The sequence below is a fragment of the Flavimaricola marinus genome, from assembly GCF_900184895.1.
GTDB classification, from domain to species: domain Bacteria; phylum Pseudomonadota; class Alphaproteobacteria; order Rhodobacterales; family Rhodobacteraceae; genus Flavimaricola; species Flavimaricola marinus.
Genome location: NZ_FXZK01000001.1, coordinates 1,208,161 through 1,225,310, shown reverse-complemented (window position 1 = coordinate 1,225,310; position 17,150 = coordinate 1,208,161). Strand labels below are relative to the sequence as shown.

General features: G+C 64.0%; 17 protein-coding genes. 11 read left to right on the top strand and 6 right to left on the bottom strand.

Features of this window, described 5'->3' with window-relative positions:
- Positions 1 to 170 precede the first annotated feature (170 nt).
- The 9 genes from bchY (at position 171) to dxs (ending at position 8,274) form a co-directional block, all read left to right on the top strand.
- On the top strand, positions 171 to 1,613 hold the full coding sequence (bchY, locus tag LOM8899_RS05935) for a chlorophyllide a reductase subunit Y (RefSeq protein ID WP_370739288.1): 1,443 nt from the start codon (positions 171 to 173) through the stop codon (positions 1,611 to 1,613).
- A 172-nt stretch (positions 1,614 to 1,785) separates the two neighbouring features.
- Positions 1,786 to 3,240, top strand: a complete 1,455-nt coding sequence (bchZ, locus tag LOM8899_RS05930; RefSeq protein WP_093991164.1) for a chlorophyllide a reductase subunit Z — start codon at positions 1,786 to 1,788, stop codon at positions 3,238 to 3,240.
- A 3-nt stretch (positions 3,241 to 3,243) separates the two neighbouring features.
- Positions 3,244 to 3,468 (top strand): cytochrome PufQ, encoded by a 225-nt coding sequence (pufQ, locus tag LOM8899_RS05925; RefSeq protein WP_093991163.1) that lies wholly within the window; start codon positions 3,244 to 3,246, stop codon positions 3,466 to 3,468.
- Positions 3,469 to 3,599: 131 nt separating this feature from the next.
- Positions 3,600 to 3,755, top strand: a complete 156-nt coding sequence (gene pufB / locus LOM8899_RS05920) for a light-harvesting antenna LH1, beta subunit (RefSeq protein WP_093991162.1) — start codon at positions 3,600 to 3,602, stop codon at positions 3,753 to 3,755.
- Between the two features lie 15 nt (positions 3,756 to 3,770).
- Positions 3,771 to 3,929, top strand: a complete 159-nt coding sequence (gene pufA, locus LOM8899_RS05915) for a light-harvesting antenna LH1, alpha subunit (RefSeq protein WP_093991161.1) — start codon at positions 3,771 to 3,773, stop codon at positions 3,927 to 3,929.
- A gap of 138 nt (positions 3,930 to 4,067) precedes the next feature.
- On the top strand, positions 4,068 to 4,901 hold the full coding sequence (gene pufL / locus LOM8899_RS05910; protein WP_093991160.1) for a photosynthetic reaction center subunit L: 834 nt from the start codon (positions 4,068 to 4,070) through the stop codon (positions 4,899 to 4,901).
- Between the two features lie 14 nt (positions 4,902 to 4,915).
- On the top strand, positions 4,916 to 5,842 hold the full coding sequence (gene pufM / locus LOM8899_RS05905) for a photosynthetic reaction center subunit M (RefSeq protein ID WP_093991159.1): 927 nt from the start codon (positions 4,916 to 4,918) through the stop codon (positions 5,840 to 5,842).
- Between the two features lie 13 nt (positions 5,843 to 5,855).
- Positions 5,856 to 6,095, top strand: a complete 240-nt coding sequence (pufX, locus tag LOM8899_RS05900) for an RC-LH1 core complex protein PufX (RefSeq protein WP_093991158.1) — start codon at positions 5,856 to 5,858, stop codon at positions 6,093 to 6,095.
- Between the two features lie 211 nt (positions 6,096 to 6,306).
- Entirely contained in the window at positions 6,307 to 8,274 is a 1,968-nt protein-coding gene (gene dxs, locus LOM8899_RS05895) for a 1-deoxy-D-xylulose-5-phosphate synthase (RefSeq protein WP_093991452.1), read from the top strand.
- 466 nt (positions 8,275 to 8,740) lie between these two features.
- Here dxs and idi read toward each other — a convergent pair whose 3' ends face one another.
- The 6 genes from idi to LOM8899_RS05865 all read right to left on the bottom strand — a co-directional run bounded on the left by idi (position 8,741) and on the right by LOM8899_RS05865 (position 15,025).
- Positions 8,741 to 9,271, bottom strand: coding sequence for an isopentenyl-diphosphate Delta-isomerase (gene idi / locus LOM8899_RS05890; RefSeq protein ID WP_211096161.1), 531 nt, complete (start codon positions 9,269 to 9,271; stop codon positions 8,741 to 8,743).
- Between the two features lie 4 nt (positions 9,272 to 9,275).
- Positions 9,276 to 10,457, bottom strand: coding sequence for a geranylgeranyl diphosphate reductase (locus LOM8899_RS05885; RefSeq protein WP_093991157.1), 1,182 nt, complete (start codon positions 10,455 to 10,457; stop codon positions 9,276 to 9,278).
- A 2-nt stretch (positions 10,458 to 10,459) separates the two neighbouring features.
- Complete coding sequence (locus LOM8899_RS05880; protein WP_093991156.1) at positions 10,460 to 11,743, bottom strand: BCD family MFS transporter; 1,284 nt, start codon at positions 11,741 to 11,743, stop codon at positions 10,460 to 10,462.
- Entirely contained in the window at positions 11,743 to 12,654 is a 912-nt protein-coding gene (gene chlG / locus LOM8899_RS05875; RefSeq protein ID WP_093991155.1) for a chlorophyll synthase ChlG, read from the bottom strand. The genes LOM8899_RS05880 and chlG overlap by 1 nt, the downstream gene beginning before the upstream one ends.
- A gap of 149 nt (positions 12,655 to 12,803) precedes the next feature.
- Positions 12,804 to 14,225: a transcriptional regulator PpsR gene (gene ppsR, locus LOM8899_RS05870; protein WP_093991154.1), complete on the bottom strand. Its 1,422-nt coding sequence runs from the start codon at positions 14,223 to 14,225 to the stop codon at positions 12,804 to 12,806.
- Between the two features lie 35 nt (positions 14,226 to 14,260).
- Positions 14,261 to 15,025 carry a cobalamin B12-binding domain-containing protein gene (locus LOM8899_RS05865; RefSeq protein WP_168770475.1) on the bottom strand — a complete coding sequence of 255 codons (765 nt, stop codon included), beginning with the start codon at positions 15,023 to 15,025 and terminating at the stop codon, positions 14,261 to 14,263.
- 340 nt (positions 15,026 to 15,365) lie between these two features.
- On the opposite strand from LOM8899_RS05865, the gene bchF reads away from it, so the two are divergent.
- Together bchF and LOM8899_RS05855 are read left to right on the top strand one after the other, a co-directional pair.
- Positions 15,366 to 15,866, top strand: coding sequence for a 2-vinyl bacteriochlorophyllide hydratase (bchF, locus tag LOM8899_RS05860; protein WP_245820445.1), 501 nt, complete (start codon positions 15,366 to 15,368; stop codon positions 15,864 to 15,866).
- Positions 15,863 to 17,146, top strand: a complete 1,284-nt coding sequence (locus LOM8899_RS05855; protein WP_093991151.1) for a ferredoxin:protochlorophyllide reductase (ATP-dependent) subunit N — start codon at positions 15,863 to 15,865, stop codon at positions 17,144 to 17,146. Before bchF ends, LOM8899_RS05855 begins: the two co-directional genes overlap by 4 nt.
- The last annotated feature ends 4 nt before the right edge of the window (positions 17,147 to 17,150 follow it).

The window sequence follows — 17,150 nt, the reverse complement described above, 5'->3', positions numbered from 1 at the left end:
GATATGAAGTCAGCAAAGACGCCGACGGCAATGTCGTCGTAACGCCGGCGTCGGAACCGACGTCGCGGGATACATCGGCCTCACCTTCTTTGGGTCAGAAATATCCCGGGGGAGACGCGTCAGCGTCGGGGGCAGAGCCCCCAACCGGCGGCTGCAACTCCAAGGACGAAATGGCAAAGGCGGCCCGCGCCGCAGGCCAGTCCGAAATCCTCGACCGCTACGCCACCGACTACCCGGTGGGCCCACACGACCAGCCACAGTCCATGTGTCCGGCCTTCGGGTCGCTACGGGTCGGCCTTCGGATGAAGCGGGTGGCGACGGTCCTCTCCGGCTCGGCCTGCTGCGTCTACGGGCTCACCTTCGTGTCGCATTTCTACGGTGCGCGGCGGTCGGTTGGCTACGTGCCGTTCAACTCCGAAACGCTGGTCACCGGCAAGCTGTTCGAGGACATCCGCGAAAGCGTCCACGATCTGGCGGACCCGGATCGGTATGACGCCATCGTCATGACCAACCTCTGCGTGCCGACGGCCTCCGGCGTGCCGCTGCGGCTGCTGCCGCGCGAGATCAACGGCGTGCGGATCGTCGGCATCGACGTGCCGGGTTTCGGCATTCCGACCCATGCCGAGGCCAAGGATGTGCTCGCCGGCGCGATGCTCAACTACGCCCGCGAAGAGATCAAGGCAGGCCCGGTCCAAGCCCCGGTCGGCGGCAAATCCGACCGGCCGACCGTGGCGCTTCTGGGCGAGATGTTCCCGGCGGACCCGATGATGATCGGCGCGATGCTGGCCCCGATGGGGCTCGCCGCCGGGCCGGTCGTGCCGACCCGCGAATGGCGCGAGCTTTATGCCGCGCTCGATTGCGGCGCCGTGGCCGCGATCCATCCGTTCTACACCGCCGCGATCCGCGAATTTCAGGCGGCAGGGCGGCCGGTGGTGGGCAGCGCCCCCGTCGGTCACGACGGCACCGCCGCTTGGCTGGCCGGCATCGGCGAGGCGTTCAACGTTCCCGCCGCCCAAATCGCCGCCGCGCAAAACGCTTTTCTGCCCGCGATCAAAGGGGCGCTCGGAGGCGCACCGATCAACGGAACGATCACGCTGTCGGGCTACGAAGGCTCCGAGCTTCTGGTGGCGCGGCTGCTGATCGAAAGCGGGGCGAATGTGCCCTATGTCGGCACCGCCTGCCCGAAAACGCCTTGGTCCGCTGCGGATGCGGAGTGGCTTCGCGCCAAGGGCGTGACGGTGAAATACCGCGCCTCGCTGGAAGACGATCTGTCGGCGATGGAAGCGATCAAACCCGATCTGGCCATCGGAACGACCCCCGTCGTGCAAAAGGCCAAGGAACTGGCGATCCCGGCGCTCTACTTCACCAACCTGATCTCGGCGCGGCCCCTGATGGGGCCAGCCGGTGCAGGCAGCCTCGGCCAGGTGGTCAATGCAGCCATCGCGGGCAAAGACCGGATGGACCGGATGAAAGCCTTCTTCGAAGGCGTCGGTGCGGGCGATACCGCCGGCGTCTGGGAAGGTAGCCCCAACCTGCGCCCCGATTTCCGCGCCCAGCATCAGAAAAAGCTCGACAAGCAGGCCCGTGCGGCGGCGGCGGAGCAGATGATATGACGCGGAATTTAAACATAAATTCCGCGTGGTGCGGGAAAGCGATTGGTAAGGCCAATTGCGGCCGTACGCCGATGGCAAATGCGCTGGGGGGCCCACCCCCCCACCCCTTTTCGGGGCTCCGCCCCGGACCCCGGGATATTTCTGACCCAAAGAAATCGGCGCGGGGTGCATCATGCTAGTTACTGATCATGACCGCGCGGGCGGATATTGGGGCGCTGTCTACGCGTTTTGCGCCGTCAAAGGTCTGCAGGTGGTGATCGACGGCCCGGTGGGTTGCGAGAACCTGCCGGTGACCTCGGTGTTGCACTACACCGACGGATTGCCGCCCCATGAGTTGCCGATCGTGGTGACGGGATTGGGCGAAACCGAGATGGGCGAGGGCACCGAGGCCGCGATGAAGCGCGCCTGGGGGGTGCTCGATCCGGCGTTGCCGGCCGTCGTGGTCACAGGCTCTATCGCCGAGATGATTGGCGGCGGCGTGACCCCGCAGGGCACCAACATCCAGCGCTTTCTGCCGCGCACGATCGACGAGGATCAATGGGAAAGCGCCGACCGCGCAATGACCTGGATCTTTACCGAATTCGGCATGACCAAGGGCCGGATGCCGCCGGAGAAAAAGCGCGAAGAGGGCGCGGCCCCCCGCGTCAATATCCTTGGGCCGATGTATGGCACCTTCAACATGCCCTCCGATCTGGCCGAGATCCGCCGCCTCGTCGAAGGCATCGGGGCCGAGGTCAACATGGTGATGCCGCTGGGCGCGCATCTGGCCGAGATGCGCAATCTGGTGAATGCCGATGTGAACATCTGCATGTATCGCGAATTTGGCCGCGGCCTGTGCGAGGTGCTGCGCAAGCCCTATCTGCAAGCCCCCTTCGGAATCGATTCCACCACCCGTTTCCTGCGCAAGCTGGGCGAGCTGACCGGCCTCGACCCCGAGCCGTTCATCGAGCGCGAAAAGCATTCCACGATCAAGCCGGTCTGGGATCTGTGGCGCTCGGTCACGCAGGATTTCTATGCCACCTGCGAATTCGCCGTGGTCGGCACCGAGACCTATACCCGTGGCATCCGAAAATACCTCGAGGACGATCTGGGCTTTCCCTGCGCCTTTGCGGTCAGCCGGACCCGCGGGAAAAAGACCAACAACGACGACGTGCGCGCGATGCTGCACAGCAAGCGACCGCTCATCGTGATGGGCTCGATCAACGAGAAAATGTACATGGCCGAGATGAAGGGCGGGCACGGACCGCAGCCTGCCTTCATTCCGGCGTCGTTCCCGGGGGCTGCCATCCGCAGGGCCACAGGCACCCCGTTCATGGGCTATGCCGGGGCGACCTACCTCATTCAGGAGGTCTGCAACGGCCTCTTTGATGCGCTCTTCCACATCCTGCCGCTGGGTACGGAGATGGATCAGACCGACGCCACGCTGACGCCGCTCCGCCGGGATTTCCCGTGGGACGCGGATGCACAGGCCAAGCTCGACGAGATCGTTGCCACACACCCGATCCTGACGCGGATTTCCGCGGCCAAGAGCCTGCGCGACGCGGCCGAACGGGCCGCGCTAGATGCCGGGGCCGAACGGGTGGTGCTGGAAACGGTGCAAACACTTCAACCGAAAACGGGAGGATAAGACATGAGCGATTTCACCACGGATACGCCGATGGTGCGCGAGCGGCACGCACCGCCCAAGCGCGAATATTACGCCTATTTCGGGATCATTTTTCTAGCGGCCCTGCCACTGGCCACGCTGACATGGGCGCTCTCGGCGCTGCGTCAGCTGACTCTGCCCGAAAAGGGGCCGGTCGCCCGCGCGTGGACACAGGCCCGGATCATCACGCCGCATATCTTTTCGGCCTAGGCATTCGCCAGGGCACACCCATTCGGCAGACCCTTTCGGGGGGCTGACGGACCAAGGGCAGAGGATGAGCCTCTGTCGTGACCCGGCCGCAGGGGACCTGCGGCATCAGTGCAATTTTTCTGGAGAAAAACATGGCTGATAAAACCGACCTGTCCTTCACAGGTCTCACTGACGAGCAGGCGCAGGAACTGCACTCGGTGTATATGAGCGGGTTCACGATCTTCACGATCGTCGCCGTCGTGGCTCATATCCTGACGTACATCAAACTGCCCTGGTTCAGCTGGTAAGGAAGGAACATCCAAATGGCACAGTTCTACAAGATCTGGCTCATCTTCGACCCGCGCCGCGTGTTCGTGGCACAGGGCGTGTTTCTGTTCTTGCTCGCGGCGATGATTCACCTCGTCCTGCTCAGCAATCCGGAAACCAACTGGTTCACGCTCGCCTTCGGCGGCGACATGTAACCAGGTCGATCCCGGCCTTTGAAAACAGCTGCGGGCGGGCCATTGCCGTCCGCCCGTAGCAAACCCGACACAATGCACGCGGAATGACACCAGCCTCGGCCAGAGGACCACGGCGTCATCCATAGATGGAGACGGAAGATGGCTCAGCTCAGCTTCGAAAGAAAATACCGGGTCCGTGGCGGGACGCTGGTTGGCGGGGATCTGTTCGACTTCTGGGTGGGGCCTTTTTACGTGGGCTTCTTCGGAGTCACGGCGTTCTTTTTCGCCGCACTAGGGACGATCTTGATATTTTACGGGGCCAGCCAAGGCCCCACATGGAACCCTTGGCTGATCTCGATTGATCCGCCGTCGCTCGAGGTCGGGCTGGGGGCCGCGCCGCTTCTCGAAGGCGGGTTGTGGCAGATCATCACGATCTGCGCGATCGGGGCCTTCGTCAGCTGGATGATGCGAGAGGTCGAGATCTGCCGCAAGCTGGGGATCGGCTATCACGTGCCGTTCGCCTTCAGCATCGCGATCCTTGCCTACGTGACTCTGGTCGTGATCCGACCGGTGCTGATGGGGGCATGGGGATACGGATTTCCCTATGGCATCTTCAGCCACCTCGATTGGGTGAACAACGTGGGCTACGCCTACGGCAACTTCCACTACAACCCGGCACATATGGTCGCGATCAGCTTTTTCTGGGTGACGGCGGTCGCACTCGCGCTGCACGGGTCACTGGTGCTGTCGGCGGTCAACCCGTCCAAGAAGGGCGACGAAATCCGCTCGCCGGATCACGAAGACACCTATTTCCGCGATCTGATCGGCTATTCGGTCGGACCTCTCGGCATTCACCGGGTCGGGCTGTTCCTGGCGCTGAACGCGGGGCTGTGGTCGGCGATCTGCATCGTGATCTCGGGGACCATCTGGTTCGACGAATGGATCATCTGGTGGGATTGGTACTACGAGCTGCCCTGGTGGGTGAACCTGTAAGGAGGATATGAAAAATGGCTGAATATCAGAATATCTTCACGCAAGTGCAGGTTCAGGGACCGCCCGAAATGGGCATGTCCGCCAACGCAGAGACCGACGGCAACAGGACGAAAGGCACCCGCTTTTCCACCCTCGCCGGTCTACTTGGAAACGCCCAGATCGGGCCGGTTCACCTCGGGGCCTACGGACTCGTCTCGGTGGTCTGCTTTGCGGCCTGGTTCTTCATCATCGGGATGAATTTCTGGGCGCAGGTCGATTACTCGCCGGGGATTTTCTTTCGGGATCTGTTCTGGTTGGCTCTGGAGCCGCCGGGGCCGGAATACGGGCTGGGCTTCGCGCCGCTCAATGACGGCGGCTGGTGGCTGATCGCGTCGTTCTTCTTTCTGGTTGGGTGCGGCACCTGGTGGGTGCGGACATACAACCGGGCGACGGCGCTCGGGATGGGGCATCACGTGGCATGGGCCTTCGCGGCGCTGCTGTGGCTGATCCTCGTGCTAGGGCTGATCCGGCCGATCATGCTGGGCAGCTGGTCCGAAGCGGTGCCCTACGGGATCTTCCCGCACCTCGACTGGACGAACCTGTTCTCCATCACCCACGGCAACCTGTTCTACAACCCGTTCCACGCGCTCTCGATCGCCTTCCTCTACGGCTCGGCACTCCTGTTCGCGATGCATGGAGCGACCATTCTAGCGGTCAGCCGTTTCGGCGGCGAACGCGAGATCGAACAGATCGTGGATCGGGGCACGGCCTCGGAACGGGCGGCCTTGTTCTGGCGCTGGACCATGGGCTTCAACGCCACGATGGAAGGTATCCACCGCTGGGCGTGGTGGTTTGCAGTCCTCACACCGCTGACAGGCGGCATCGGGATCCTGCTTTCCGGCACGGTCGTCGACAACTGGTATGTCTGGGCGCAAACCCACGGCTATGCCCCCCTGAACTGAGAGGAGAAACAGCATGAGCGACGATAACTCGCCCCTCGGGCTCTCTGCCAAGAGCAAGCTCAGCGCCGAAGTCACCTTCCTGATGCTCAAGGGCGCAGGCTACGCGATGGTCTTCGTTCTGGCGATCTGGCTGATCATCGCGGTGATCGCGGCCATCGGTGGGGCGCTGCCCGACCGGGCGCGCGAGGCACCGGATCCGACACCGTGGTCGGCGCTCGAGGTGCCGGCCCTCACTCAGACCGACGTGGTCTGACGCAGATCGGAACCGGCCGCAGCGACGCATGCCGCCGGTTCCATGCCGATCGGGCCCTCCCTCCCGGAATGGTCCGATACTTGGGGCTGTCGTCGCACGCGAAAGCTCCAGTTCCCTTCCTGTTGGCTACAGGAGAATGGCGTCGCAGCGGCTCAATACCGGTGTGGCGCCATTTCCGTCTTAGGGCCTTTTGGCCGAAAAGGATACGCAGATGACACATGGCCCCGCAGATCGCCCCGCAGACAGGCCCGATGACGGGCTCAACGACAGGCCCGCGACACCGACGCTGGACCGCGTCGCAGGCCCCGCCGATCTGCGGCGGATGTCCGACAGCGATCTGACGCTGGTGGCCGATGAGCTGCGTGCCGAAGTCGTCTCGGCCGTGTCCGAAACCGGCGGGCACCTCGGCTCCTCGCTTGGCGTGGTGGAGCTGGCCGTCGCGCTGCACGCCGTGTTCGACACGCCCCGCGACAAGCTCGTCTGGGACGTCGGCCACCAATGCTACCCGCACAAGGTGCTCACCGGGCGGCGCGACCGGATCCGCACTCTGCGGCAAGAGGGCGGGCTGTCCGGCTTCACCAAGCGATCCGAGAGCGCCTACGACCCGTTCGGTGCCGCGCATAGCTCCACCTCGATCAGCGCCGCCCTCGGCTTTGCCGTGGCGCGTGACATGGGGCAGCCGACGGGCGATTCCATCGCGGTGATCGGCGACGGCTCGATCTCCGCGGGCATGGCCTACGAGGCGATGAACAACGCGGGCCACGAGGGCCGCCGGATGTTCGTCATCCTCAACGACAACGAAATGTCCATCGCGCCGCCCGTGGGGGCGATGTCGAAATACCTTTCCGGCCTCTACGCCTCGCCGATGGGCGACATGCAAAAGATGGCCGAAGGATTCGAGGCCGCTCTGCCCGGACCCCTGCGCGAACACGCGCGGCGGGCGCGGCAACTGGTCACCGGGCTTCCGGGCGGGCAGGGGACGCTGTTCGAGCAGCTCGGGTTTTCCTACATCGGGCCGATCGACGGGCACGACATGTCGCAGCTTCTGCCGGTGCTCCGGGCGGCACGCACCCGCGCCACCGGGCCGGTGCTGATCCACGTCTGCACGGTCAAGGGCAAAGGCTACGCCCCCGCCGAAACCTCCGCCGACAAATACCATGGCGTCGGCAAGTTCAACGTCGGCACCGGGGCTCAGGCGAAATCCATTCCCAACGCACCGAGCTACACAAAGGTCTTCGGCCAGGCGTTGACGCAAGAGGCCGCACTCGATCCGTCCATCGTCGCGGTCACCGCCGCGATGCCCTCCGGGACCGGGGTCGACATCATGGGCAAGCGGTTCGCCAGCCGCGTCTTCGACGTCGGTATCGCAGAGCAGCACGCCGTGACCTTTGCCGCCGCCATGGCGGGCAGCGGGCTCAAACCCTTCGCCGCGATCTACTCGACGTTTCTGCAACGGGGCTACGACCAGATCGTTCACGACGTCGCGCTGCAAAACCTGCCGGTGCGGTTCGCGATTGACCGGGCCGGGCTGGTCGGGGCCGACGGGCCGACCCACGCAGGGGCCTTCGACATCGGCTATCTGGCCGCCCTGCCGAACATGGTCGTCATGGCCGCCGGCGACGAGGTCGAACTGATGCACATGGTGCGCACCGCCGCCGCCTATGACGACGGCCCGATCGCCTTCCGCTACCCACGCGGCGAAGGCGAAGGATTGGCGATGCCGGATCGCGGCGCGGTCCTCGAAATCGGCAAGGGCAGGGTGGTCGCCGAAGGCTCGGACGTGGCGCTGCTCTCCTTCGGGGCGCATCTGGGGGAATGCCGCAAGGCGGCGAAACTGCTGCGCGAGCACCGGGTCGGCACCACCATCGTCGATGCCCGCTTTGCCAAGCCTCTGGACAAGCCGCTGATCCGGCAACTCATGCGGCACCACAAGGCGGTGATCACCGTCGAGCAAGGGGCGCAAGGCGGCTTTGGCGCGATGGTGCTGCACATGGCGGCCAACGAAGGGCTGCTGGGCGGCTCCTGCCAGATGCGGACCATGACGCTGCCCGACCGGTTCATCGACCACGCCGCGCCCGACGCGATGTATGCCGAAGCCGGGCTGACGGCGGTCGACATCGCGGCAACGGCGATGGAAGCGGCGGGGATCAAAGCAAACCGAATCGGCGCGTCGGTCTAGGGCGGCGTCAGGTCCGGGATCGAGCCGAAGGCGCCGGGCATCGGCGGCCCGCCCCGGCGATCTGGCGCTCGCAGCACACGGCTCGATCCCGGCACCAGCAAACCGACAATAATCCGCCCAACACTACCGCCGGATCGCCTCTGCCAAGGCAGACCATCGCCCGGCTCGTGTGATTGGTCCGGAGCAAAGGCCGAAGGCCGCCGGACCATCGACTGCCCGCCCCGACGGGCTGGCGATCCGTCACCCGCAGCGCACGGCTCGATCCCAGCTCTGGCAACCCGACCATAAATCGCCCAACACCGTGGGCGGATCGCCACCCCGCGAGCAGTCGATCGCCCGGCTTGCGTCTCATGCAACGGTCGCAGCTATAACACTCGAAATGTCGGTAATGGCACCGACGGGATACCGACGTCACACCGACGGCAGACCGCAGGCAATTTCGGTGGATTAACTCTTTGATTCGGGCTCAGGCGCGGGCCAGCGTCCCAAAGATCGCGTCCTTGTGCTCGGCCATGTAAATGCGCATCCAAGGGGTGAACTCGGAGGGCCGCCGGGCCACTTCCGCAGCTAGATCATAAAGGTCGACCCAGCGGGTCGCCATGACCTCGTCAGGGTTCGGGGCAACGCGCAAATCGGCCGGCGCCATCGCCACGAATATGTCGACCAGCTCGTGCTCGATCAGGCCATTTCCCACCTCCGCACGGTATTCGACACGGTCGCGGAAAGTGGGATAAATCCCTTTGATCCCAAGCTCTTCGTCCAGGCGGCGGACGGCGCAGTCGGCCGGGTCTTCGGACCAGTCGGGATGGGTGCAGCAGGTGTTCGCCCACAGGCCGGGCGTGTGGTATTTGCCCAAGGCCCGGCGCTGGATCAGCACGCGGCCTTCGCTCAGAACAAAGACGCTGACGGCCTTGTGACGCAGGCCGCGCTGATGCACCTCCAACTTCTCCACCGGAGTCAGGGCGCCGTCGACCCAGGCGGGGATCATCACCGGCACAGGCTCAGGTCCGCAAAGGCGACACGAGGCCGCTCAAATGGGCAAGGTTCTTGGCCCCGATCTTGAGGTGGGCAAGGGGTCTGGCCTTTACCAGCTTCTTGTTCATATAGGCCTCAAACGTCAGTTTTTGCACATCAATATCGTGGCAGAGCGACACGAACCGCTCGCGCCTTTCGTCGCTGCGATAGTATGCATTCTGCATTGCGCCCAACACCCGAAAGACCTGACCATGTTCGCGCAAAAACAGCTTGCGCGCCAGTTGCAGGTCCTTGATCCGACCGGTCTTGAGCTTGGCCGCCACCGCCGTCGCCGCCACGCGACCACCGACCATGGCATAGTATATCCCCTCACCGGACGACGGCGCAACCACACCGGCGGCATCCCCGGCCAGCACGACGTCGCGGCCATTATCCCACCGATCCAATGGCTTGAGCGGGATCGGCGCGCCCTCGCGGCGGATCGTCTTGCAGTCAGTCAGCCCGGCCGTTTCGCGCAGGGCGGCGGTGGCGACCTTGAGGTCGACCGACTTAACCATCGACCCCATGCCGACGCTGGCCTGCCCCCCATGAGGGAAAATCCAGCCATAAAAGTCGGGCGAAATCGCGCCGTCATAGATCACGTCGCAGCGCACTGGATCATAATTTTCCGTCCTTAACGGAGCCTCAATGATTTCGTGGTAAGCAATGACATAGGGGATTTTGTCTCCGCCGGGCACTTCGTCCCGCGCCACGTTCGATCGGGCACCGTCTGCGCCGATGATCATCTTCGTTGCCAGGCGCGTTTCCGTGCCGCTGGCCTTGTCGCGATATACGACCTCGGGCCTGTCGCCGCTGCGGTCGATCCGGGTATAGGTCCCGGCATAGCGATCCGCACCCGCCTCTTGCGCGCGGGTGCGCAGAAATTCGTCGAAATGCTCGCGGTCGACCATGCCGACGAAACCATTCTCAATCGGAATATCGACATGCCGCCCGGTGGGAGAGATCATCCGGGCGGTCTGGATCTTGGCCACGATCTGACTGTCGGGAATGTGGAAATCCGCGATCATCCGGGGCGGCACGGCACCCCCACAGGGCTTGATCCTGCCGGCCCGGTCCAGCAGCGCCACGGTCAATCCAGAGCGGGCCAGATCCTCGGCGGCGGTTGCGCCGGACGGTCCTCCGCCCACGACGACGACGTCATATTCCATGTTCACTCTCCCGGAACCAATGTCGACGGAGCGACCCGCCGATCCATGACTTTCGCGGCCATCAGGGCCGCCGCGACAAACAATCCCGCCTCGAAAAGAAACACAGTGCCAAAGGCTTGCACGTCGGTCAGGGTCGTCCGCATCAGGTCGACCATCGCCGCACCGACCAGCCCGCCAAAGCCCGCGGCCACGGCCTGCGCCGCGCCCCACAGGCCCATTCGGGTGCCTTCTCGGTGGCCCTTGCCCTCGCCCGCCAGCGCCATCATCGACCCGATCGCCGCGACGGCGAACATGCCGTTGAAAAAGCCCAGAGCGACAACCACCGGCACCAAAGGCGCACCCGGCCCCAAGGGTCCGACAAGCGTGATGCCGGCCAGCGCCACGGCCGAGCCAAGACAGCCGACGACGACCCAATTGCGCAGCGCGCCGATCCGAAATCCGGTCGCCACGATGCCCACGGTCAACATACCCAGAAAGACGCCGCCGTTTTGCGCCCCTGACAGTTGCGTCGATTGGCCGGGGGTAAAGCTGAAGACGAGGCCCGCATAGGGCTCCAGGATCAGTTCCTGCATGAAGTAGGCGGTCATCGAGAGGAACACGAACAGCGTGAAATTGCGGGCGCGAGGCTCTTGCCACACTTCGGTCAGGCCCTCACGAAAGGGTGCCGGATCAGCCTCTCGCACCGAACGGACCGACCGCTCGATGCCCCAGACCGCGACCGCAGTCAGCAACACGGCGATCAGGCATACGGCGCCCACGACTTGCAAGAGCCGCGCCGGGCTATAGGGGTCGAGCATCCCGCCGACCAGTCCTGCGGTCATGGCGATGCCAAAGATCATCATCAGCCAAGTGATCGTCGCCGCTGCCGGACGTCGCCGGGCGGCGGTCGCCGTGGCGAGCAACGCCAGCAAGGACGTGCCCGAGGCGCCGACCCCCATCCCAATCATCGCATAGGCGAGGATCGACACGGTGAGGCCAAGGCCAAAGCTCGTGGCAAACATCGGCACCGCCATCGCGGCCAGCATCGCGCCCGCCCCCAGCACGGCCATGCCGCCAATGATGAACCGGGTCCGGCCGCCGCCGATGTCGGAGGCAAAGCCCCAATGCGGCCGCGTGATCTGAATGCCATAGTGCAGACCGACCAGCGCACCGGGCAGAACTGCAGGCAACGAAAGCTCCACCACCATCAGGCGGTTGAGCGTCGAAGTGGTCAGCACGACAATCGCGCCGAGGCACATCTGCACGAGGCCAAGGCGCACGATCTGGCTCCAGGATAGCGTGTTCATCAGATCACTCCCAATCCGCGCAGGGCATAGGCCGAAATCATCATGCCGCTGATGTAAAACAGAATTCCCGTGCCGTTGTACCAAGGGGCCTTGCCCTTCGGATCACGGAGCATCACCCGCATCGCCGCGGCCTGAGCGCCGAGCAGGATCGCGATGGCAACCGCATGGAGCGGCTTGTCCCACAGGACGAGCAGGGCGATCACGACGACCTGCGGCACCGCCATCACCCAGCAGGCCAACCGCGCGGCGCGCTCCGGACCCATGGTCACGGGTAGGGAGTTCACGCCCGTCTGGCGGTCGCCCTCAAGCGCCTTGAAGTCGTTCAACGTCATGATGCCATGCGCGCCCAGCCCGTAAAGAACGGCGATCGCGACGATCTCGAACCGTGGTGCGCCGGCGGCCATCACGGCAGCGCCGGTCAGCCACGGCAAGGTCTCATAGCTCAGCCCGCAGACTCCGGGGCCCCACCAGCCAGAACGCTTGAGCCGGATCGGCTCGGCGGAATAGGCCCACGCGGCGGCAACGCCGAGGATCGTCGCGCCAAAGCCCCACGGGCCGAGTTGCCAACCGATGATCAGCGACAGGACGGTCATGGCCAGAGCGATCCACAGGCCCCAACGGCCGGGGATTCGTCCCGACGGGATCGGGCGATCAGGCTCGTTGATGGCGTCGACGTGGCGGTCGCACCAGTCATTCGCCGCTTGGCTCATCCCGCAGACAACCGGCCCGGCAAGCACGACGCCGAGCACCACCAACCCCCATTGGCCCGACGGCGACGCACCGGACGAGACGGCGCCGCAGAGATAGGCCCACATCGGTGGAAACCATGTCACCGGCTTGATCAGGCGCAGCGCGGCGCGTGGCTCTGGCCAACGGCGCGGCACCGACGGGAATGCGGATGCAACTGTCATGCTGTCAGTCTAGAGTGACAGATGCGGAGTCTGCAAGTGTAAACCAAACTGGACATATCGCGGAGCAATATGCCGACGACAGGCCAAGCCAACCGGCAATCCTGCCCGCCGATCCTCGTCGCTTGTTTGGTATCAGTGGGTTGTGGCGATCAGCTTGGATCGTCCCGCGCCAACAGTCCGTATTTGCGCAGTTTCACGTAGAGAGATTGCCGGGACAGGCCGAGCATCTCCGCCGCGGCGACGCGGTTGTTCATCGTCAACTCGACAGCCGTCTCGATGCACATTTTCTCAACGACGTTGGTGGTCTCGGCGACAATGTCCTTGAGGGACGCGCTACCGACCAATTCCATGACCGACCGGACGTTGTCGTCCGTGACCGGGGTGCGAACCGGGCGCAGATGATCGGTGCGGCTTGCGTCGCGGATGACATGGGCAAAGACCGACGAATCCCCCGCCTGAATACAGGTCACCGCGATCTCGACGGTGCGTGGAGTGCCAAACGCACCGACGACCTTGGTCGGATAGGCCCGCATCCTGCCCGAACGGGCCGCGTTCTCGGTAAGCACCTTCAGGTCGACGGACCCGCGCATCAGGTAATCGCCGAGTGTGCGTCCCTTGACGCTCAGATCATGAGCGGCCTCTATCAGGTTGAGAAAGCTCTCGTTGGCAGCCAGGATCTTGCCGGCGGCATCGGTAAAGACGATGGAATCAGGGCCCTGCTGATAAAGCGCGGCGAGGTTGGATGACAGGCTGTCGGCAATGATCGAGCCACCCTCCTCCGGCTCGATCCGGCACATCAGGAGCCGCTCGCCAGAGGCGCGGAACATCGTGGGAATGATGCGCAGATGGGTGCCGGACTTGCGGGACGTGACCTGAACAGGCATTGGGCGGTCGGCAATGGCCTGTGCGCTCAACGCCTCCATCACGTCGCCCCGCTTGCGCAGTTCGAATTCCGGGGCGAAAGGCGCATCCTGCAAGTCGTCGCCCGCCATGCCCAAGAGGCTGGCTGCAACGGTGTTTGAGTCCGTCACGCGGCCGGTCCGCAACGACACGATGGCAAACGCCTCGTTTGTGCGTTCCATGATCATCCTGAAACGGGCGTCGGATTCGCGCTGCGTTTCAAAGTCCTGCTCAAGCGAGATCTGGGCTCTCACGAGCTGCTGCTGCATCTCCGCAATCGGGCGCAAGTCGCGGCCGAGCATCAGGATCGACCCGTCGGGCCCAATGCGATGGAGCGAATAGCGGATCGGGAATTCCCAGCCATTCGGGCCTTCGGCATGGTTCAACTCGATGGGGCGGTGCGACGGGCCGTTCTCCAGAAAATCGGCCAGACGGGTGTCGAGCTTGGCGACGCTTTCCGGCGCCAGCGTTTCGCGAACGTCCTTGCCTTCCCAGTCTTCGAGATGGGGGCGAAAATCCTGCAAGGGATTGACCAGCACGGACAGGATCGTTCCGGTCTCGGATATGACCATCGCCAGATCCGAGATCTCGGAGATGATATCCCCGAGGATCTCCGGGCCGATCAACGGAATCGTGCCACTGTTCCAGTATTTGGTTCCGCGCGGCGTCATTGCGAGGCCGTCCCGTGACAAAGCACCCGCACTTGTCAGGCCCGCTGCGTCGAGCCGGTCATTGGCTCCGCCCTCTTGTGTTGCGCAAGGCCGCATAGGTCGAGCGCCTCATTTGGATCGTCCGTGCAATAGTCTGCCCCAGTCAAAACGAGTATCTCATGTGCTGTTGTTTCATCGGCCCTCGTGATGGGTCCGCCGATCACCACCGGCAGCTTCAAAGACGCGACATTGCGGATCAAATCCACGAAACGGCGCACGGTTTCAAGGCTTTCGACCCCGGAAGCCGATATAAACACCGCTGCGTAATCGGAATTCTGCAGGTGCGCCTCGAGGTCCGCCTGCTCGGCGCCCACCAGCAGCCGGACCGCAAATCCGCTGCGACGAAGCGCACCGCTCAGGACGGTCGCCCCGAGCGTATGGTAGGTGCCGCTCTCCACGACAATGAGCAAGGACTGCGCCGACGGGTCGGTCAACTCGGGGCCGCGCCAAGCGGTCGCCACGTCGCGCAGCACCCGGTGAAGCCGAGAACAGCCCACCGTCACGCGGGCGAAATCAGACTGATCCGAGCACCATTGTTCACCAAGAAGGCGGGCTGCGGCGGGCACGTAACGCTCTGCGATCGAGACCGCATCGATCCCCGATTGCTGCATCTGTTTCGCCACCGCGACATGTGTAGAGCCCGGCACCGCCAGACAGGCCACGATCAGTTTTGCCAGCCATTCCGGTTCGAGATCATGCGCCGCGCAATAGGCCTTTAGCGCGGCCTCCTGATACGGGCGCTCTTCAGACGACTGATCCACATGCGACTGATCCCCGATTCGGGGCTCCGCTGCATTTCTGGATCCTTCAGACATCTGATGGCCCCCCCGGTGATCGAACAGTCCTCATGGCTGTCATCCAAGGCTGACATACTATAACCGGCTATATGATGAAAGCGCTAGTCTGCTGTAAGTATAGCTTGACAATTATCTGCCGATCTCGGGGATAAATCTGACCAACACGCTGTAAAGTAAGCACTTCATGCGTAAATCTGTCGTGGCGTCACCAGATGCGCCTGCCGCGCAAACATGTAACTTAAAGTTGACACATCGGCATTTGGACCCATAGTCTCGGACTAACAACCGGTCTAGGGAACGTGACATGCCAATGGGTGGACAGAAGGAGCACGACGGCGCAGACGGCTCCGGCAGGCTCTACACCGCGGATCAGCGGGCGCGCCGCGATGCCACGCGCTGGACACTGGTCCAAGGTTTGCTGGCACCGTTTCAGTTCCTCGTCTTCCTGATCTCGCTGGCTCTGGTCGTGCGCTATCTGGTCTCGGGGGATGGGTATTCCGCCGCGACCCTGTCGATCGTGATCAAGACCGGGGTGCTCTACCTGATCATGGTCACAGGCGCGATCTGGGAAAAAGTGGTCTTCGGGCAATACCTCTTCGCGCCGGCGTTCTTTTGGGAAGATGTGTTCAGCTTTGCGGTCATCGCTTTGCATACCGCCTATATCCTTGCGCTCTTCACGGGAGGGCTCGATCCACGCGGGCTGATGTTTCTGGCGCTGGCGGCCTACCTGGCCTACGTCATCAATGCAGGCCAGTTCCTGCTAAAGCTGCGCGCCGCACGCCTCGACATGGAGGCCGCAGCATGAATGCCCCGCTCGCGCCCGCAAACGGCGGCTGCCGGACGGCGCCGGTGCTCAAGGAGCGCGGACAGCGCGAAGTCTTTTGTGGCCTCACCGGGATCATTTGGCTGCATCGCAAGATGCAGGACGCGTTCTTTCTGGTGGTCGGCTCGCGGACTTGTGCGCATCTGCTGCAATCGGCGGCAGGGGTGATGATCTTTGCCGAGCCGCGATTCGGCACGGCAATTCTCGAAGAGACCGATCTGGCCGGCATGGCCGACGCGCAGGTCGAGATAGACCGCGTGGTCGAGCAGTTGCTCGCCCGCCGCCCGGACATCCGGCAGCTGTTCCTCGTGGGCTCCTGTCCCTCGGAGGTGATCAAGATCGACCTGCACAAGGCCGCCGAACGGCTCAGCGCCAAACATGCGCCACATGTGCGGATTCTCAATTACTCCGGCTCCGGGATCGAGACGACGTTCACCGAAGGCGAAGATGCGGCGCTCGCCTGCATGGTCCCCGTCCTGCCCGAGACCGACGCAAGGCAGCTACTGGTGGTCGGCGCTCTGCCCGATGTGGTCGAAGATCAGATGCTGGGCCTGCTCAAAGCGATGGGCATCGAGACCGTCACCTGTCTTCCGGCCCAGCGGATCGACGGCGAAACGGGTGTCGGGCCAAACACGGTCTTCGCACTGGCGCAGCCGTTTCTGGGTGAAACCCACGCCGCACTGGAACGGCGCGGGGCCCGGCATCTGCCAGCACCAATGCCCTTCGGCGACGAGGGCACCACCGCTTGGCTGCACGCCATCGCCACCGAATTCGGCGTCTCCGAAGAGGTCTTCGCCGCCGTCACCGACGCGCCCCGCGCCCGCGCCCGCAAAGCCATCGCACAAGCCTCCGAGCATCTGCGCGGCAAGTCTATCTTCTTCTTTCCCGACAGCCAGCTTGAAATTCCGCTGGCCCGCTTCCTCACCCGCGAATGCGGCATGACCGCGATCGAAGTGGGCAGCCCCTACATCCACGACGCGATACACGGCCCCGATCTGGACCTGCTGCCCGCCGGGCCGCAAATCTCCGAAGGGCAGGACGTGGAAAAGCAACTGGACCGGGCCCGCGCGGCCCGCGCGGATCTCACCGTCTGCGGCCTCGGTCTCGCCAACCCGCTCGAAGCCGAAGGGCTCGCGACCAAATGGGCGATCGAATTGGTCTTCACACCGGTGCATTTCTACGAACAGGCCGGCGACCTCGCGGGCCTCTTCTCGCGGCCGCTCCGGCGCAAATCACTCCTGAAGCTGGAGGCCGCGGAATGATGTT